The following is an 18,692-nucleotide window of genomic DNA, read 5'->3' as shown; positions in this document are numbered from 1 at the left end:
AATTTTCTGATCGAATTAATACCTACAAAAACATCACTTTAAAATGAAAATAGAAAATCTAAAGCCCTTTGACGGACAACACTGCGAAACTACTGCAACAGGAACCCTACTGCAGCAAATCGGAATTGAACTTTCTGAACCAATGCTTTTCGGGTTGGGTGAAGGTCTTGGTTTTATCTATTGGAATATGAAAACAATGGATTTCCCTTTCATCGGAGGACGAATAAAACCTGATCTGCTCACTCAGAATTTAGCAAAGAACCTAAACCTCGAATTAACGGTTAAAGAAACCTCTTCACAACCAAAGGCATGGGATCAGGTAAAAGCGCTTCTTGATAACGGACAGACAGTGGGATTGAAAATGGACTGTTACCATCTGGAATATTTTTCAAATCCTTTCCATTTTGCTGGGCATTACGCTGCGATTTACGGTTATGATCATGAAAATGCGTTCCTGATTGATACCAGACAACAGGGCGGCCAGGTGAAAACTTCATTAAAAAGTCTGGCAATGGCCCGTGCGGAGAAGGGACCTATGTCTTCCAAAAACCTGTATTACACAATTCAGAAAACAAGTAAAAAATTTGATCTGGCAAAAGCAATAGTAACGGCAATTAAAAATAATGCGGCAGAATATCTGAACCCACCCATTACGAATATATCATACAAAGGCATTTTGAAGACAAGTAATGAAATTGTTAAATGGTTCAATACAAGTCAGGATATTGAAGGAGAATTTAAACAGGCAGCCCTACTTATGGAAAAAGCAGGAACAGGTGGAGCTTTGTTCAGAAATTTGTACCGTGATTTTTTGAAAGAAAGTTGTGAACTGCTTCAACTGGATGGGATAAAAACAGGATATGAGGCATTCACAGAAATTGCTGAACTCTGGACAGCTGTATCTCAACTGTTTGAAAAGATAAGCCAGACAAAGGAAATGGAATATATTCAGGAGGCTTCGGATATTTTAAAAGAAATATCAGGAAAAGAAAAAAAGGCTATGGAAACATTAGCTACTTTATAGATGCTCCACAAACCTCTTCAGTCCATAATAAAAAAACGTATGCCATTAATGACATACGTTTTTATAATGTTATATTGAATACGGTTATTTCCAGCCGCCGCCCAAAGCCTGATAAAGCTCTACAGCTGCTTTCATTTTACTGTATCTTGCATTGGAAATGTTAAGCTCAGCATTCAATGAATTCACACTTGCATTCAACACTTCAAGATAGTTGGCCATACCATAATTAACCAATTCCTGGGAATAGTCAACAGATTTTTTGTAGGCATCCAGTTCTTTTTGCTTCAATTCAATAAATGAATCCTGTACAGAAAAAACCCTGATGGCATCAGAAACTTCTTTTCCAGCTGTCAGAACGGTTTTTCTGAAGTTCAGATAAGCTGTTTCCTGATTGGCAAGACTTACGTCATAGTTGGTCTGGATCTGTCTTTTATTTAAAATCGGCTGTGCCAGTCCCGCCACAACATTCGCAAACAATGAATTTACACTGAATAAATGGTCAATATCCACAGACTGCAACCCACCACTTCCTGTCAATTTTAAAGTAGGATAAAACTGGGCTTTGGCAGCATTCGTCAGTTGGAAAGCATTCATTAAGTTAAACTCTGCTCTCATCACATCCGGACGGTTGGCCAGAAGCTGAGTAGGATATCCCAGTTTCAGATCGATCGGAAGTTTCTGTCCTTCCAATGTAGATCTTTCAATAGAATGGGAAGGTTCTCCCATCAAAAGACTCATGGTATTTTCCAGCAGCTGGATCTGTGTATCAATATCAATCAGTAATGATTTGGCATTGAAAACTAGCGCTTCACTCTGCTGTACGGCAACTTCAGTAACTGTTCCGGAAGTTTTTAAAGCCTTTGTAGCTTCAAGATTTTTTTCTCTTACCGCAATGGTTTCCGTAATAATTCTTTTCTGGGCATCAAAAGTCAGCAACTGGTAATACGCAGAAGCAATGGAAGACACCAAACTGCTTTTAACGGCTTTATGAGCTGCAACAGTTCCTAAATAAGTGGCAAGCTGTGCTTTTTCCTGTGCCTTTAATTTGCCCCAGATATCGGCTTCCCAACCGATACTTGCCGTAATGTCAAACTGGTTTACATACCGTCTTTCTCCAATGATCTGTCCGAACTGGGTATTGATAGACTGGGTCTGAAATGTATAGTTGGGCCCGATAGAAAGTGTCGGTTGATATGCTGCTTTACTCTGTTTAAGATACGCTTCCGCAGAATTAATACTTTCCAAAGCAATTCTGATATCGAGATTGTTTTCCAATGCCTTAGAAATGTGTCCCTGTAAAATCGGATCAGTGAATATTTCTTTCCATGAAATATCTGCAATACTGGTACTGTCCGAAGGAAGCATGTCTGTACGAAAAAGCTTTTCATCCACAACGTTCTTCGGTCTTTCATATTCTTTTCTTGCCATACAGGATGAAATGGCTCCGAGTATGAAAACTGAAAAAGTGATCCCTTTTATGATGTTTAATAAACTCTTCATTGTTTTTAATTAGAAGTTAGAGTTTAGAAGTTAGAAGTTAGTTTTTAGACTTATATCTAATTTCTGACTTCTAATTTCTTAAACCTTAATTTTATTCTGCTAAACTGATATCTTCTTTTTTGATAGGTTTAATTTTTTCCTGCAGTGTTTCAAAAATCACATACAGAACCGGAATTACGAATAATCCCAAAACGGTTCCTATCAATAGTCCGATTGCCGCACCCGTGGCGATAGATCTGTTACCTACTGCTCCGATTCCACTTGCCAGAACCAACGGCAATAAACCGAAAATAAAGGCAAATGATGTCATTAGAATAGGTCTCACCCTGGCTTTCGCTGCATTGATGGCTGACATCACAATAGTCTCTCCATGATGCCTTCTCTGGACAGCGAATTCAACAATAAGGATTGCGTTCTTCGCCAGCAGTCCCACAAGCATGATCAGGGCAATCTGGAAGTAGATGTTATTTTCCAGTCCCATAATCTTCTGGCCGAAGTAAGCTCCCATTACCCCAAGAGGAAGGGAAATAATAACGATCAGCGGAAGGATATAACTTTCATACTGCGCAGAAAGGATAAAGTAAACGAAGATTAAGCTTAATCCGAAAATCAAAAGCGTTTGAGATCCTGAATTTAATTCTTCTCTCGTTAACCCGGTAAATTCTACCGCATAGTTTTGATTCAGGGTTTCATCCGCTACCTGCTGTACAGCGGCAATTGCATCCCCGGAACTGTATCCGTCAGAGTTCGCTCCCGTTACCTTCACTGAAGTAAACAAGTTATAACGGCTTACAGATTGTGGCCCGTATGCTTTTGTCAATGTCACAAATTGTGAAATCGGAGTCATGATCCCTGATCCTGTTCTTACATAGAGCTGATTCAGATTATCAATATTCTTTCTGTTTTCAGGAAGAGCCTGAACCATTACCCTGAACTGCTTTCCATACTTGGTAAAGTCGGCCGTATAAATCCCCCCGATATATCCCTGCATCGTAGCCAGAATATCATTGACAGAAACCCCAAGCTGCTTGCTCAGCGGAACATTAATTTCCATCTGATACTGAGGATATTTCGTATTGAATGAGGTCTGTGCAAACTGAATTTCCGGTCTCTGCATCAGCTTACCGATGAATTCATTGGTTTTAGCATCCAGATCAGCATATTCTCCCCCTGATTTATCAAGCAATACCATTTCAAATCCTGCACTGTTACCGAATCCAGGTACACTTGGCGGCTGGAAGAATACCACTTTGGCATCAGGAACAGATCCTATAATTCCGAATAATTTCTTGGTGATATCTTCAGAAGTCTGTCCGTCTTTTTTTCTTTCTTCGAATGGTTTCAGTTTCACAAAGGCAAGACCGTTGTTACTTCCGTTTCCGGACAAGAATCCTCTACCTGTTGAAATCGTTACGTTCTGTACGCCCGGAACTTTCAATGCCTTAGCCTGAAGCGTTTTCAATGCATTGTAGGTTCTTTCCATAGAAGCCCCCGGAGGAAGCTGAACATCTGTAAAGATAATCCCTCTGTCTTCCGTAGGTACAAACCCTTTCTTCATGCTACTGCTCGCCCAGAATAGAATTCCTCCGGTAACAGCAAAAATAATCAGGGTTACCCATTTATGTCTTAACAGGAATACAAATCCTCTTCCGTAACGTTCAGTAGTTGTTTTAAAAGCAATATTAAACTTATAGAAAAACTTCTGTAGCAGGTTTAGATTTTTATATTCTGCATGATGTGCTTCGTGAGGTTTCAGGAATAATGAACATAAAACCGGACTCAAAGTTAATGCGTTAATCGCAGAAATGATGATGGCTATAATCAGTGTAATACCAAACTGCTGGTAAAATACCCCTGTAGGTCCAGTAATGAATGTTACCGGAATAAATACGGCTGCCATTACCAAAGTAATCGAAATAATAGCCCCTGTAATTTCATCCATCGCCTCTACTGTAGCTTTCTTAGCATCAGAAATACCGTGCTCCATCTTCGCATGAACCGCCTCGACGACGACGATGGCATCATCCACCACAATACCAATGGCAAGTACCAAGGCAAACAAGGTTAAGAGGTTTAATGAATATCCGAATAAATTCAGGAAGAAAAATGCTCCCACAATAGATACCGGAACTGCAATGGCCGGGATCAATGTTGATCTGAAGTCCTGAAGGAAAATATATACTACAATAAATACCAGTATGAAGGCTTCAATAAGTGTGTGTACCACCTTGTCAATAGAAGCTTCCAGGAACTCATTGGTATCAAAGTTGAAAGTATATTTGATTCCCTCCGGGAAAGTTCCTTCGGCTGATTTTAGATAGGCTTTGATATTTTTAATAATTTCCTGCGCATTGGATCCCGGAGTCTGGAAGATCCCCATACTGATAGAAGGGTTGTTTCCGTTCTCCCCGATTCCTGTATAAGACTGTCCTGCCAGCTCTACTTTAGCAACGTCTTTCAGCATCAGATTTTGTCCGTTTGCAAGAGATTTGATGATGATATTATCGTACTGTTCCTTATCGTTGAATTTACCTACGTATTTGATGATATATTCAAAAGAGCTTCCACTGTTCTGTCCGATAGAACCTGCCGCTGCTTCTCTACTCTGCTCGTTGATGGCATTGGTAACATCAGTAGGTGTTACACTGTAAGCAGCCATTTTTGCAGGATCCAGCCAGATTCTCATCGAGTAGTTTTTACCCCCGAAAACGTTCGCATCCCCAACACCATTTACCCTTTTCAGGTTAGGAATAATATTGATATTCAAAAAGTTCTGAAGGTATACATCATCCAGATCTTTATTTTCAGAATAGAAAGACATATACATCAGGGCACTGGTCTGCTGTTTCTGGGTTACCACTCCAGAACGAGTTACTTCGGCAGGTAACAAAGGGGTTGCTCTGGTCACACGGTTCTGTACGTTTACCGCTGCAATATCCGGATCTATTCCCTGTTTGAAGAAAACCTGGATCTGCGCAGAACCGTCATTTCCGGCACTGGAAGTAATATAATCCATACCTTCCACCCCGTTGATCTGTTCTTCCAAAGGTACTACTACACTTTTCATTACCGTTTCAGCATTGGCTCCCGTATAGTTTGCGGAAACACTTACCGTGGGCGGTGCAATATCCGGGTACTGTGTAACCGGTAACGAGATCAGTCCCAACACACCGAGAATCACAATCAAAATTGAGATTACGGTAGATAAAACCGGTCTGTTAATAAAGTTTTTTATCATTAGAATTTCGGTTTTATTGATTGAACAAGACTATCCATTTTGATGGGTTGCGGCTTCACAGCTGTTCCCGGTTTCAAACCTCCGATACCGGCTGCAATAACTTTTTCACCTTTATTAACTCCTGATTTGATCAGAGCCATATTGTCGATTCTGTCAATAACATTGACAACAACGTTTCTGGCAGTATCTCCTTTATCTATTTTGTATACATATACAATACCCTGCTGTTCATAAGTAGCACTTTCAGGAACTACAAGAACATTATCATAATGCTGAGGGAATCTGATGGTTCCACTGTTACCATTACTTAATAATTTCTGGGCATTCGAGAAAGCAACTCTGAACTGAATAGTCCCGGTTGTAGGATCAATCTGACCGGTAATGGCTTCAATTCTCCCTTTTTCAGGATAAAGGCTTCCATTAGCCAGCTGAAGCTCAACCATTGGTAAGTTTTTGATTTTCTCAGGCATGGATGCTCCCGGAGACTTTTCAAGGAAATCAAAATATTCTTTTTCATTCATTGCAAAGTAAGCATAGATCTCAGACGTATCAGAAATCGTTGTAAGAGGAGTCTGATCAGACGGTCCTACCAAACTTCCCACTTTCAGCGGAAGCTTGCCGATTACCCCTGAAATAGGCGCACGGATGATAGAATATTCGATATTGGCTTCCACTCCTTTATAATTGGCTTCAGCCTGTCTTTTGGCTGCATTGGCCTGCTGAAGCTGGGCCTGCGCCTGAGCCAGTTGAGCCTGGGCAGTTTGTAACTGTACATTGCTGATAATATTTTTCTGAACCAGTGGTTTTAGTTTGTTTACTTCAACCTGAGCCGCATTTACGGCTGCCTGAGCGGCTGCCACACTGGATGCTGCCGCACCGATCCCTGCCTTGGAGGCCGCTGCATTTTCGTTCAGGATATTGGTTTCCAGGCGAAACAATGGCTGTCCTTTTGTTACATATTGCCCTTCATCTACCAATACCTGGGTGATATACCCCTGTATTTTTGCACGTACATCATTGTTTACCCTACCCTGGATGGTAGCCGGAAACGTCTGATAACCTACTATATTTTTTGACTCCACTGAGATAACAGGATACGGCTTGGCACCATCCTGCTTCGGAGCTTCTTTTTTGCAGGCTGTCAGTGAAAGCGCTGCAATGGAAAGTATAACTAGCTTATTATTCATTTTATAGTTTATTAAGAGATTCCTGAATATTTTCTATGTTTTTATTTAAGAGTGCTTTGTAAACTTCTATTCTTTCGTTGTATCCATCGTCTTTACTTTTTTTAAAATTGTTTAAATCATCTAATAGCCTTAATTCGTCCTGCATTTTCTGGACAATTTTCTCGAATCGTATTTTCTTGTATTCATCATTGATGAAAAAATACCGTTTCCGCTCATCCATTTTGTTGTGGTCTACGATAAGCTGAGCATTGAGCAGTAATGAAATACTGGTAGAAACAGAGCTTTTGCTTGCGGAGAGCACTTCAACAAATTCGTCAAAAGTAATTCCTACTTTCTCATAATCGAAAAGAAGGTAGGAATAGATTTTTGATGCTAAAGGGGGTAAGCTGAACACGGTGCCGTAGAATTTTACGGCATCCTGAAAAATTTTTTCATCAATTTCTATACTTTGGTGCATAATATAAAAATTTGAACAAAAGTAGAAATTAGTTCAGAACCAAACGAACAAACCTGATAGAGTTTATAAATACACGGCGTTTTAAAAATTCAATGAAAGTTGATTTAACTTTTTACCTAAATTATAATCTTCTCAAAAGCTTTCCTCATGCCGTCTCTTAACAGAACTTCTCCACAATAAGAATATCCTCTGCCTTCAAGGATTTTCAGCATGGCGATATTATCATGGTTCGTATCAACCTTAATACTCTGAATTCCATGGGATTTTGTAAATTCTTCGATATGGTCAAAAAGCTTTTTCACCATACCCTTACCTGCAAATTTTTCATCGACTGCCACCCTGTGAACAACTACAAATTCACCATCACTCAGCCATGCTCCTTCAATGGTACTGTATGCCGGTTCGTCATTCAGAATCAGAGCTGCATACACTGCAATCTCTCCATTTACTGTCAAAACATGTCCGAATCCTTTGGCAATATCACTTTCTACCGTTCCAAGATTAGGGTATCCGTTCTGCCATTGGGTGCTTCCGTCCTGTCTTCTTCTTTCAATAGATTGCTGGATGATTTCCCAAATAATGTTTCTGTCTTCAATTTCCGCCTGTCTTAGTTTAATTTCTGGATTCATGTTGTAAAAGTTGATTAAAAAAATTGAATGATTTAAGAATTTAAAATCAGAATTGCTGATTTTCGCTCAATCTTTGAAATTCATTTTTTAATGGTTTATAATTAATCAAAAAACCGAAAACTAATTAAAATTAATTTTCGGTTCGAAGTAGTAAAATTTAAAATTATGAAATTGTTTATTGATTTTCACTTTGTTGAAGGTAAGCATCAATAATTTCAAATGCTTTGGATTCATCTTCCAGATCTACCATTACTTTCAGCGAAGTAGCTGTAGGCGTTGTAGTAAATGTAAGATAGTTATTTTCAACCGTGTTTGTAATCTGTGCGTCATCCAATTTAGATTTAACCAACTGAATTTCTGAAGGGTTATCACTTTCATAAACTGATACTCTCGTACTTCTTTCCATATTTCTAAATGTTTGAGTATCTAAATGTACAACGTTTTTTTTAAAATTACAAATTCCAGGTTTTAAATTTTATTAATATTGCTCTCAATTTTATCTAAAGCAAGCTGTATTTCTTCTTTCGTAACATTCAGGTGAGGTCTGAAACGAAGAGACTGATCTCCACAAGGAAGAATGATCAACCCATCTTTGAAAAGCTCGTTCATCAGGTGGTTTCTCTGTTCTGCAGTTGGAAGATCGATCGCACACATCAGTCCTCTTCCTCTTGCATTTGAAATTTTCTCAGGATACTTTTCAGCAAGAGCTTTTAAACTTTCCAATAAAAAGTCTCCAACTATTCTTGCATTCTCCACAAGGTTTTCTTTTTCGATAACTTCCATAACAAGCTGGAAACGAAGCATATCAATAAAATTTCCTCCGAATGTAGAGTTGATTCTGGAACTTTCTCTGAAAACATTGTTCGGAACCTGGTCAAACTTTTCTTTGTTGGCCAGCACACCACAAACCTGAGCTTTTTTCCCGAAAGAAATAATATCCGGTTTTGCCGTAAAATGCTGGAATGCCCACATTTTTCCTGTAATAGCGATCCCCGTCTGAACTTCATCAAAAATAAGTAAGATTTCGTTATCATCACAGATTCTTCTTAACCCCAATAAGAATTCATCTCTGAAATGATTGTCACCTCCTTCTGCCTGAATAGGCTCTATGATGATACAAGCCACTTTATCAGGGTGCATCAGGATAGCCTCTTCAATCTGAAGCAAAGCAAGGTTTTCGTTTTTGATGGTTTCTTCAAGGTTCTCTTCTGTAATCGGGAACTTTAATTTCGGATTTAAAATTCTCGGCCAGTTGAACATCGGGAAATACTGATATTTTCTTGGGTCAGCAGTGTTTGTTAAGCTTAAAGTATAGCCGCTTCTTCCATGGAAAGCCTGTTTGAAGTGGATACAGATTCCTGCTTCAGTATCAAGTCCTTTTTCGAAGTTTTTGCGGGTTTTCCAGTCGAAGCATGCCTTCATAGCATTTTCAACGCCTAACGTTCCGCCTTCGATAAAGAAAGCATACTGTAATTCTTCAGGAATTACCACTCTCTCAAATACTTCAAGGAAATGGGCATATTCTTCTGAATAAACGTCAGCCAAAGTAGGTTTGTTCACCGCCATTCTTCCCAGCCATTCTGATCTTTCCACAAGATAAGGATGGTTATATCCGATAGATGCTGATGCAAACATAGAAAACATATCCAGGTATTCTCTGTCTGTAAGCTTATCGTAAAGCCATGAACCGTGTGATTTTTCAATATCCATCACAAAATCGAAACCGTCAGCCAGTACATGTCTTCCTACTGTTTCTTTTACTTTATTTACTTTTATATCTAATGTTTGTTCCATAATAAATTGTAGTGTGATTTAATAAGTGAATGATTAAATGATCCAGGGAATGAAGCATTTAATCATTCAGGTTATTAATTTTTTTGTTTTTAATTACTTTAAAGCAATGCTTTTATAAATCAAATTTAATTCCTTGTGCCAAAGGAAGTTGCGTAGTGTAATTTATAGTATTAGTTTGTCTTCTCATGTAGTATTTCCAGGCATCAGATCCAGATTCTCTTCCTCCACCTGTTTCTTTTTCTCCACCAAAAGCACCACCGATTTCAGCACCTGATGTTCCGATATTAACATTGGCAATACCACAGTCTGAACCTGCGTGGGAAAGGAATAATTCCGCCTCTCTCAGATTCTGGGTCATGATCGCAGAAGATAATCCCTGAGGAACATCATTTTGAATAGCGATCGCTTCTTCCAGTGTTTTATACTTGATAAGATACAGGATTGGTGCAAAAGTTTCGTGCTGAACAATCTCATAAGAATTTTTCACTTCCGCAACACACGGCTTCACATAGCAGCCGGATTCGTAATCTTTTCCAGACAATACTCCACCTTCTACAACGAATTTTCCACCTTCTTTTTTACATTTCTTGATGGCTGCTTCATATTGATTCACTGCATCAGTATCGATCAGCGGACCTACATGGTTGGTTTCATCCAAAGGATTTCCGATTTTCAACTGACCGTAAGCTTTCGCCAGTCTTGTTTTCACTTCATCATATACACTTTCGTGGATTATCAGCCTTCTTGTTGAAGTACATCTCTGTCCTGCAGTTCCTACCGCTCCGAAAACCGCTCCGATGATCGACATATCGATATCTGCTTCTTTTGTAATAATGATAGCATTGTTTCCACCCAATTCAAGGATAGACTTCCCGAATCTTTCTGCTACTTTAGAAGAAACCATTCTTCCAACTCTTGTAGATCCTGTGAAAGATACGAGTGCTACTCTTTTATCGTCTACTAATTTCTGTCCGATTTCGTGATCTGATACCAATACACTTGAAATTCCTTCAGGAAGGTTATTTTCCTTCAAAACTTCAGTCATAATATTCTGACATGCAATAGCACAAAGCGGTGTTTTTTCAGATGGCTTCCAGATGGTAACATTACCACAGATCCATGCCAGCGCTGTATTCCATGACCATACAGCTACCGGAAAGTTGAATGCTGTAATAATTCCTACTACTCCCAGCGGGTGGTATTGCTCATACATTCTGTGTCCTGGTCTTTCAGAGTGCATCGTATATCCCTGAAGCTGTCTTGAAAGTCCTACGGCAAAATCACAGATATCAATCATTTCCTGAACTTCACCAAGACCTTCCTGCAGTGATTTACCCATTTCATAAGAAACAAGTTTACCAAGGTCATCTTTATATTCTCTTAATTTTAAGCCCAGCTGCCTTACGATCTCACCTCTTTTGGGAGCCGGGATCAGCCTGAATTCCTGAAATGCCTTTTGAGCAGTTTCAATTACTTTGTCATAATCACTTTCTCCGGAAGTTTTTACTTTAGCAATCAGTTTTCCGTCTACAGGAGAAATGCTTTCTATCACCTTTCCTGAAGCGAAATACTTCCCGCCCACTGAAGTCCCTTTGTTCTCTTCTTTAATTCCAAGATTTCTAAGTGTTTTTTCAATTCCGAAATCCTTTACTTTTTTTGACATAAAATCTTACTTTTCGTTCTCTCTAAAGATAAAAATATTATGTGAACCTCAAAACTTTAATTTTTAACAGGCTTTTTATTTGGACTAATTATAATCATGCTTATCTTTGCAGGGTAATCATTTTGATAATCACCAATGGAAAATTCACAAGAAAATAACTCAAAGCTTAAAAAGTGGTTCAAGCGTGTGGGATGGGCTGGATTAGCTTTCTTTACCATTAAAGGCTTGATTTGGCTGGTCATATTCTACGTAGGAGCAGATAGTCTCCAGAGTTGTATACAATAAAAAAGCAGAGAAAATTTCTCTGCTTTCTTTTTTGGTATAAGGCTAATTGAATTGTTATTTCTTTATTGAAAAGCTAAAAAAAGAGGTCTTTTTTATGTTTTCTGTAATTTAAAAAAAAGAAGATGTCATAGATTTTATCAAAATATTCCCCAAAAAGATTATTCTTCCTCTTCAATTCTTTTCTTTTTCATTTACTCTTTCTTCTTCCTTCCTGCATTGACCAGGCTCTGATGCAGCAGGTATTCTATCTGTCCGTTTACACTTCTGAATTCATCATTGGCCCACTTTTCAAGGAGTTTATAAGTAGACTCATCTATCCTTATTACAAAGGATTTTTTGCCTTTGCTTTCCGAAGAGTTCTGAGCTTTTTCTGATTTCATTTTTTCTATTTCTCTAGCATTATTTCTGACTATTTCAGTGGAGAAAACTTCTGCACTAAAATTTAACTGTTAAATTTCACTTCTTAATTATAAAGTGTTCCAGCATTTAATATAGGAGTTGCTGCTTTTTCACCACAAAGAACAACCATTAAATTGCTTACCATTGCCGCTTTTCTTTCATCATCAAGATCAACGATATTTTCTTCGGAAAGTTTTTTCAATGCAAGGTCTACCATTCCTACTGCACCTTCTACAATTTTGGTTCTTGCCGCAACTATCGCCGTAGCCTGCTGTCTCTGAAGCATTGCTCCGGCAATCTCTGAAGCATAGGCCAGATGTGAAATCCTCGCTTCCTGAATCACAATACCAGCCTTTGAAAGACGGTCCGTAAGTTCCTGCTCCAAAATAGAATTGATTTTATCCCCTCCTTCCCTTAAGGTAATCGGAGCATGATCATCTTCTAAATTGTCATAAGGAAAGCTCATCGCCAAATGTCTTACTGCTGCTTCACTCTGCATTCTTACGAAATCAGAATAGCGTTCTACATCAAAAGCAGCTTTGTAAGTATCCCCAACTTTCCATACGATAACCACAGCAATTTCAATAGGGTTCCCCATTTTATCATTTACTTTCAATGTCTGCCCCTGTAAATTTTCGGAACGTAAAGAAATTTTCTGCGATGAATACAATGGATTGATAAAGAATAATCCGTTCTCTTTTACACTTCCGACATATTTTCCAAAGAAGTTCAATACTCTCGAATGGTTAGGCTGAATAATCATTAAGCCTTTTAAGAAAAAGCATGACAGAAGAAAGCAAAGCATCGAGATAACAACATAGGCTATACTTTGATCTACTCCGGTAACAAAGAAATAGACTGCTGCAACAAACAAGGCCAGGCAGATAACCAATGTAAGATAGCCCGACATGGGTTTTAATGTTTTTTCCATGATATAATTTTATTTTGATATTATTTTGATATCATAAAGATAGTAATCAAATTTGAATTATGAATGAAAAATTTTGTTTTTTTAATGAGGGTGTGGGTGCGGGTTTGGGGTTTTAGGTTTTGGGTATTTTAGCTAACGCAAAGTTTGCGAAGTTAATTTGTTTTTATAATGTGTTTTATTTTTAGTTGGCAAAGGCACTTCATTTAGCTAAGGATCTTACCTTATTTTGCTGAATGAACAGGAAAAAAAAATCCCGGAACATGAATTCCGGGATTTTAATTTTATATTCAGATTTTTATTTCTTCGTTAAAGTTTTAAACTTCCAATAAGAAACAGCTGATAAAATGATCATTGTTGAGATTCCGATATATACCCATGCCGGCACCGGTACCGGATCCCCTGCTGCGTATGAGTGAAGTCCGCTCAGGTAATAATTTACTCCGAAATATGTCATTACCATTGAGCAGAATGCAAACATCGTTGCTACGTGGAATGCCCATCTGCTTCTTAATCCCGGTACCAATCTCATGTGCAGTACAAATGCGTATACCATGATGGAAATAAAAGCCCAGGTTTCTTTCGGGTCCCAGCTCCAGTATCTTCCCCATGATTCGTTTGCCCAGATTCCTCCCAAAAAGTTACCTACCGTTAATGCAAACAATCCGATGGTTAATGACATTTCAGAAACAATGACCAATTCTTTCAGTGTTGTATCATGGTGGATCTTATACGTTTCTTTATTAGAGATAATATAAAATACCAAAGAGATGACAGCAATAATCATCGACAGTGCAAAGAATCCGTAACTGGAGGTAATAATCGCTACGTGCACAATCAGCCAGTAAGATTTTAAAACAGGAACCAGTGGTGTAATCTGCGGATCAAGCGCTGAACCTCCGTGTGCAAATCCCATCATGATAACCGCTACCATGAACCCGGCTGCCGGGATCAAAGCATTGGCATTTCTGTACAGGATCAGACCTGCCGTAATCCCAACCCATGAGATAAAGATAATTGCTTCATACCCGTTACTCCATGGAGCATGTCCTGAGATATACCATCTTGCAACAAGTCCTAAGAAATGGCACAGATACCCGATTAAACCAATTGCAATGATTACTTTAATGACCTTGTTTAATACTTTATTTGGTTTGAATAATTCAACAAAACCTAAGATCAGAAGAAGTCCTCCGATAAGCGTGTAGAAAATCAACAATTTAAAGTTAATATCTACTTTATTCATGAATACTTCAAGATCGACCTTGGATTTTGCAGGAACTACTGCTTTACCCCATTTCTGCTGATATTCTGAAAGCTTTGCCAATTCAGCATCTGCTTTGCTCCAGTCTCCGGTTTTTTGAGCAGTAAGGGCTTCTGCGAAGTAAGGCCCCATTAGCTGCTGAGATTCCATATCCGGTTCGAATTTCTGATCCAGCCATGAGTGCCATGTATGATTCGCATCATTTTTCACAGGAACAATTCTCATAAACTGACCACTGAAGAACTCATTGAAAATCTGTACCCTTTCGTTTACAGCAATAACTTCTTTATCATAATTCGTTTGTTCAGCCGGTTTCTTACGGAATGCCGTATTGTAGTCGTGCTCCAGAATATAGGTAAGGTTACCGTTGGCATCCGCTGGGAAAAGGTTCATCAGTGATGTATATCCGTCTTCATCAGCTTTTGTTTTATTCTTCAGCTCATCTCCTCCTTTAGTTCCTACTTTAATAATCGGAACCATTGTCCAGCTTGGGGTGTCTGTATTGATAGAAAGGAACCACTGATTGGCAGTAAGATACTTACCATCTGTTCCTTTGAATTCATCTTTTTTGTATAATTTTCTTAAAATATCCAGTGCTTCAGTATTGATCGGAACAATTCTTCCTTCATAATTCTGTACCAAAAGATATCCGAATTTATCAGCATGTTCTTTACTGATTTTATTCCTTGCAATGATCTCATCCGGAGAAATCATTCTCATTTTCCCCATTGGAGTTGCCAGTGAATTCTGTTTTGGAGCAGCACCATCAAGCGGCTGGGCAGACGGAGCCGGAGCATGAGTGTGGTTATCACCTTCTACATGGATGTGCTCTCTGCTTCCATCAGTTGTTCCGTGAGTTTCAATTTTCTGTGCATGTAAGCCTAAACTTAAGAACAATAAAAGCATACCGGCTGCTTTCTTTTTATTAACATCAGCAAGCATTTTATTTAATTTCCAGAAGTGGGTTCCTTTCCAGAAGAAGATGACAAACATCCCTAAGAATAAAAGTCCGTATCCGATATAAGAAATCAAAGTTCCCCAGTAATCGTGGTTTACAGAAAGAACTGTCCCCATTCTGTCCGGGTCAAAGCTTGACTGGAAGAAACGGTATCCTTTATGGTTAAGAACGTGGTTCATATAGATTTTATAAGGAGTTTCTTTACCTTCATCAATGATTTTCACATGACTTTCGTAAGCACTTGGAGACGAACTTCCCGGGTAAGTTTCCATTACGAAGTCATCCAGTTTCAAGGCGAAAGGGGTGTTGTATATTTTAGGTCCGAAACCTACCATAATGTTTAATCCATCCATCGTAACCTGCTTGTAAGCATTCGGGTTTCCTTTTTCAACAGAAAGATCTACCAGCTGCTTTGTTTTTGGTCCCTGAAGCTCAACCTGAAGCATATCCGGTACGTTTGCATCTTTTTTTCTGTCACCTTCAATGGCCATCAGCCTTCCTTTTTTAAGACCTTCAGGAACTACTAGCTTCAGTTCGTTGATGGTATATAAACTTCTTAATGCCAGCGGCTGGAATTCATCTTTTACAGTAGTTCCCGTTGCCTGGGTAGCCATAGTCATATAGCTCGCATCTACAGGAGTTTTGATGAATAATTTTCCGCCTTCATTTTTGAATTCAACAGCGCCGTCAATCGCTCTGTTGAAAGTCACCAAAGTTCCGTTGATCGATTTTGTTTCACCGGGTTTGATGTAAATATTCTGTCTTCCTGTATTTCCGGTAGAAACAAGATGAAGATACTCTGTACCGTTTGGTTCCGCAACAAGGCTGTCTTTTTTTCTCTGAATGTATTCCTTTGCAAATACTTTCACTTCTTTTCCGTGGAAGTCATAAGTTGCCTGGAAATCTTTGTGTAACGGCGACATCAGATAAGGAACGTCCTGATAGTTAAGAACATCTCCTTTTTCCTCAATCTGGATTTTAAAGAAATTTTTATCCGTTACAATTTCGTTGGACGTTTCACCTTCTCTGATGTGCATAGTCCCTTCAAAACTGATGTATCTTGTGATAGCACCTCCGATAAAAATGAAAACAAAGGCAAGGTGGAAAACAAGAACCGGCCATTTATCCTTTTTCCAAAGTCTGTATCTTCCGATATTTCCTATGAAGTTAAGAATAAGCAGGACCATGATCAGTTCGAACCATTTGGCCTCATAAATTAATGCTTTTGCTGTAGGAGTTCCGTAGTCGTTTTCTAAGAACGTTGCATAAGCCATCGCAAATGCGTACACCAGCAACAATACAGCCATTGTCCTGGTTGAGATAAGAATATCTTGGAGCTTCTTCATGATTTATTGTACTTGACATGCAAAAATAAGCATGATAAACCACAAAGAGCTTAAAAAAAGCTGTTTTTTGTCACTTTGATCCCTGTTTTGCTTATTTTGAAACATTCTTAATAAGCCTGAAAACATTAAGGAAAATTCAATTTTTAAAAACCTCATAATTCAGATTCATATTACCTATCCGGGTAATCGAAGCATTCTATTTAAAATTTATCTCTTATTTTTAAAACCTCTGAAAAAAAATGCGTTAACAATTCTTTATTGATTTGTGCATTCATGGTATATAACGGATGTTTTCAGTGATATTCCCAAGTGAATATCCCGATATTCAATACAGGATTGGGAGCAAAGTATAAAAAGCGAGGAAAGGTGTTATTTCAAAAATAAAAAATATTCATATTCAATTCATTGGCTTGAAATTTTCTTTCTTATTTTGCTTAAAAATTCATGGGTAATTCCCAGATAGGAAGCAACCTGCTGCTGGGTAATTCTCTGTTCCAGTCCCGGATACTTTTCAAGAAATTCGAGATATCTTTTATCAGCCGTTTTACCTGTTAAGGAAAGAATTCTCCTCTGCAGCGCTACCGAAGATTTCTGATTCATAATCCTGAAAAGCTTTTCTATCTCTGGCATTGTTTCGTACAGATTTTCTTTCTCTTTTTTAGAAATCATAAGCACTTCACTGTCTTCAAGAGTTTCAATATTCAGAATACTGGGAACATTATTGATAAGACTGTCTATATCTGTAATCCACCAGCCTTCAACAGCAAAATATAAGGTTTGCTCAAAACCTTTTTCGTTAAGATAATAGATTTTAAAGCAGCCACTCAGTACAAAACCTTCAAAAAGACAGTAATCACCTTCTTGGAGAACAACTTCTTTCTTTTTAAACGTTTTAAGTTCAAAAGGTTTTACAAACTGCTGGAAATCCTCTTCTGAAAGATTGATGTATTGACTGATATTTCTAAAAAGTAAATCGGACATAGAATTATTAAACAAAATAAAGGTATCAAAATTATTGACACCTTTATAAATCTACGTTAAGTTAAGTTATTTTCCTTTTAAGAAATCATTGGTATTGATTATATGGGCATAGAGATTTCCAAGAGCTGAAATTCCGGCTAAAAAAGATTTTTGAACCTCTGCTGCGTTTATCACTTCACCATTCAGTTCACGGTTTCGGGTTGCTGTAGCATCACCGATAACCGTATTGCCAAATCCTAAATCAAAGGCAGCTCTGGTGGTGGCATCCACACATACGTCCGTCATCATTCCTGTAATTACAAGATTTTTAATTTTCTTTGACTGAAGGTAGTTCATAAGTTCAGTTTCCCTGAAACTGTTGGGAAAATGTTTGGTAATTATTTTTTCATTCTCCTGCGGTAAAACCCAATTATTGATTTTAGCCCCATCTGTATCCGGGAGAAAAAAAGCAGCCCCTTCGTTAGTGGAAATATGCCGGATGTGAATAACAGGAAGGTTATTTTCCCTGAAATAGTCTAATATTTTCCGGATATTTTCTGCAGCCTGTTCAGACTTATCCAGGGCCATTTTTCCACCCGGAAAATAATCATTCTGTACATCGATAATTAATAGTGCCGTGTTTTCCATTTTTTGTTTTTGTGCGTTCATTGTAATCATTGAAATCAATATCAGACCTGAGGTCAGAATCGTTTTGAATCTGTTTTTCATGTATACATCTTATGAGACAAAATTACTCAGGCTTCAGCTGCCGGCCTTTGAACTAGTTCAAAAAACACGGTTGGCATATTATAATATCAACCAGATTTTCAATATTGCTATTTTTTTTCAGCTATATGTATTCAAATCGAAAATTTTATTATCTTTTTTAAAGAAAAACAAATTATAATCAATTAATAGTATTTAACGGTACCAGATTTGGATAAGCAAAAAAAATAACCTTATTTTATCGTATCATAACATAAAATAATTTTTGAGTAAAAATTTTAGATCCCCTTTATAAAAGCTGGATTATCCAAATGTTTTTTGGATAAAAAAGATT

At 38.1% G+C, this 18,692-nt stretch carries 15 protein-coding genes; 2 read left to right on the top strand and 13 right to left on the bottom strand.

From position 1 onward, the window contains the following. Positions 1-43 precede the first annotated feature (43 nt). The gene (locus ACR1PO_RS17135; RefSeq protein WP_433987552.1) at positions 44-1,024 is read left to right on the top strand and encodes a BtrH N-terminal domain-containing protein; all 981 of its coding nucleotides are present in this window, start codon (positions 44-46) and stop codon (positions 1,022-1,024) included. An 84-nt stretch (positions 1,025-1,108) separates the two neighbouring features. Here ACR1PO_RS17135 and ACR1PO_RS17130 read toward each other — a convergent pair whose 3' ends face one another. The 8 genes from ACR1PO_RS17130 to amaB form a co-directional block, all read right to left on the bottom strand. Further along, positions 1,109-2,524, bottom strand: coding sequence for a TolC family protein (locus ACR1PO_RS17130; RefSeq protein WP_142722505.1), 1,416 nt, complete (start codon positions 2,522-2,524; stop codon positions 1,109-1,111). A 91-nt stretch (positions 2,525-2,615) separates the two neighbouring features. After that, a complete protein-coding gene (locus ACR1PO_RS17125) occupies positions 2,616-5,762 on the bottom strand; it encodes an efflux RND transporter permease subunit (protein WP_433987551.1) in 3,147 nt (1,048 codons plus the stop codon). Further along, complete coding sequence (locus tag ACR1PO_RS17120; protein ID WP_332387001.1) at positions 5,762-6,949, bottom strand: efflux RND transporter periplasmic adaptor subunit; 1,188 nt, start codon at positions 6,947-6,949, stop codon at positions 5,762-5,764. Before ACR1PO_RS17120 ends, ACR1PO_RS17125 begins: the two co-directional genes overlap by 1 nt. Position 6,950: 1 nt before the next feature. Beyond that, on the bottom strand, positions 6,951-7,406 hold the full coding sequence (locus ACR1PO_RS17115; protein WP_034694378.1) for a hypothetical protein: 456 nt from the start codon (positions 7,404-7,406) through the stop codon (positions 6,951-6,953). Between the two features lie 116 nt (positions 7,407-7,522). Beyond that, complete coding sequence (locus tag ACR1PO_RS17110; protein WP_332387002.1) at positions 7,523-8,035, bottom strand: GNAT family N-acetyltransferase; 513 nt, start codon at positions 8,033-8,035, stop codon at positions 7,523-7,525. A gap of 175 nt (positions 8,036-8,210) precedes the next feature. Then, positions 8,211-8,441 (bottom strand): DUF2007 domain-containing protein, encoded by a 231-nt coding sequence (locus ACR1PO_RS17105; RefSeq protein WP_002979801.1) that lies wholly within the window; start codon positions 8,439-8,441, stop codon positions 8,211-8,213. 62 nt (positions 8,442-8,503) lie between these two features. Further along, positions 8,504-9,829: an L-lysine 6-transaminase gene (gene lat / locus ACR1PO_RS17100; protein WP_332387003.1), complete on the bottom strand. Its 1,326-nt coding sequence runs from the start codon at positions 9,827-9,829 to the stop codon at positions 8,504-8,506. A gap of 112 nt (positions 9,830-9,941) precedes the next feature. Then, a complete protein-coding gene (gene amaB / locus ACR1PO_RS17095) occupies positions 9,942-11,492 on the bottom strand; it encodes an L-piperidine-6-carboxylate dehydrogenase (RefSeq protein WP_433987550.1) in 1,551 nt (516 codons plus the stop codon). A gap of 135 nt (positions 11,493-11,627) precedes the next feature. Between amaB and ACR1PO_RS22450 the strand changes: the two genes are divergently transcribed. Next, a complete protein-coding gene (locus ACR1PO_RS22450; RefSeq protein WP_002979804.1) occupies positions 11,628-11,777 on the top strand; it encodes an FAM210 family protein in 150 nt (49 codons plus the stop codon). A gap of 191 nt (positions 11,778-11,968) precedes the next feature. On the opposite strand, the gene ACR1PO_RS17090 is transcribed toward ACR1PO_RS22450, so the two are convergent. The 5 genes from ACR1PO_RS17090 to ACR1PO_RS17070 all read right to left on the bottom strand — a co-directional run bounded on the left by ACR1PO_RS17090 (position 11,969) and on the right by ACR1PO_RS17070 (position 18,361). Continuing rightward, positions 11,969-12,157, bottom strand: a complete 189-nt coding sequence (locus ACR1PO_RS17090) for a type II toxin-antitoxin system antitoxin (protein WP_034694367.1) — start codon at positions 12,155-12,157, stop codon at positions 11,969-11,971. An 83-nt stretch (positions 12,158-12,240) separates the two neighbouring features. Then, entirely contained in the window at positions 12,241-13,107 is an 867-nt protein-coding gene (locus ACR1PO_RS17085; RefSeq protein WP_332387004.1) for an SPFH domain-containing protein, read from the bottom strand. A 295-nt stretch (positions 13,108-13,402) separates the two neighbouring features. Continuing rightward, positions 13,403-16,672, bottom strand: coding sequence for a cytochrome c biogenesis protein (locus tag ACR1PO_RS17080; RefSeq protein WP_433987549.1), 3,270 nt, complete (start codon positions 16,670-16,672; stop codon positions 13,403-13,405). A gap of 402 nt (positions 16,673-17,074) precedes the next feature. Beyond that, on the bottom strand, positions 17,075-17,653 hold the full coding sequence (locus tag ACR1PO_RS17075; protein ID WP_433987548.1) for a Crp/Fnr family transcriptional regulator: 579 nt from the start codon (positions 17,651-17,653) through the stop codon (positions 17,075-17,077). 66 nt (positions 17,654-17,719) lie between these two features. Continuing rightward, the gene (locus ACR1PO_RS17070; protein WP_433987547.1) at positions 17,720-18,361 is read right to left on the bottom strand and encodes a cysteine hydrolase family protein; all 642 of its coding nucleotides are present in this window, start codon (positions 18,359-18,361) and stop codon (positions 17,720-17,722) included. Positions 18,362-18,692: the final 331 nt, after the last annotated feature.

Origin of the sequence: Chryseobacterium amylolyticum, assembly GCF_051011775.1 — a bacterium.
Lineage (GTDB): Bacteria > Bacteroidota > Bacteroidia > Flavobacteriales > Weeksellaceae > Chryseobacterium.
The sequence above is the reverse complement of the archived record's forward strand: the minus strand, read 5'-3'. Positions and strand labels throughout refer to the sequence as shown.

What these genes read in the sequence shown, in the direction of transcription:
- ACR1PO_RS17085 (WP_332387004.1), bottom strand. Translation starts at nt 13,107, where the DNA reads ATGGAAAAAACATTAAAACCCATGTCGGGCTATCTTACATTGGTTATC.
- ACR1PO_RS17080 (WP_433987549.1), bottom strand. Translation starts at nt 16,672, where the DNA reads ATGAAGAAGCTCCAAGATATTCTTATCTCAACCAGGACAATGGCTGTA.
- ACR1PO_RS17070 (WP_433987547.1), bottom strand. Translation starts at nt 18,361, where the DNA reads ATGAAAAACAGATTCAAAACGATTCTGACCTCAGGTCTGATATTGATT.
- ACR1PO_RS17115 (WP_034694378.1), bottom strand. Translation starts at nt 7,406, where the DNA reads ATGCACCAAAGTATAGAAATTGATGAAAAAATTTTTCAGGATGCCGTA.
- ACR1PO_RS22450 (WP_002979804.1), top strand. Translation starts at nt 11,628, where the DNA reads ATGGAAAATTCACAAGAAAATAACTCAAAGCTTAAAAAGTGGTTCAAG.
- lat (WP_332387003.1), bottom strand. Translation starts at nt 9,829, where the DNA reads ATGGAACAAACATTAGATATAAAAGTAAATAAAGTAAAAGAAACAGTA.
- amaB (WP_433987550.1), bottom strand. Translation starts at nt 11,492, where the DNA reads ATGTCAAAAAAAGTAAAGGATTTCGGAATTGAAAAAACACTTAGAAAT.
- ACR1PO_RS17135 (WP_433987552.1), top strand. Translation starts at nt 44, where the DNA reads ATGAAAATAGAAAATCTAAAGCCCTTTGACGGACAACACTGCGAAACT.
- ACR1PO_RS17125 (WP_433987551.1), bottom strand. Translation starts at nt 5,762, where the DNA reads ATGATAAAAAACTTTATTAACAGACCGGTTTTATCTACCGTAATCTCA.
- ACR1PO_RS17075 (WP_433987548.1), bottom strand. Translation starts at nt 17,653, where the DNA reads ATGTCCGATTTACTTTTTAGAAATATCAGTCAATACATCAATCTTTCA.
- ACR1PO_RS17110 (WP_332387002.1), bottom strand. Translation starts at nt 8,035, where the DNA reads ATGAATCCAGAAATTAAACTAAGACAGGCGGAAATTGAAGACAGAAAC.
- ACR1PO_RS17090 (WP_034694367.1), bottom strand. Translation starts at nt 12,157, where the DNA reads ATGAAATCAGAAAAAGCTCAGAACTCTTCGGAAAGCAAAGGCAAAAAA.
- ACR1PO_RS17130 (WP_142722505.1), bottom strand. Translation starts at nt 2,524, where the DNA reads ATGAAGAGTTTATTAAACATCATAAAAGGGATCACTTTTTCAGTTTTC.
- ACR1PO_RS17120 (WP_332387001.1), bottom strand. Translation starts at nt 6,949, where the DNA reads ATGAATAATAAGCTAGTTATACTTTCCATTGCAGCGCTTTCACTGACA.
- ACR1PO_RS17105 (WP_002979801.1), bottom strand. Translation starts at nt 8,441, where the DNA reads ATGGAAAGAAGTACGAGAGTATCAGTTTATGAAAGTGATAACCCTTCA.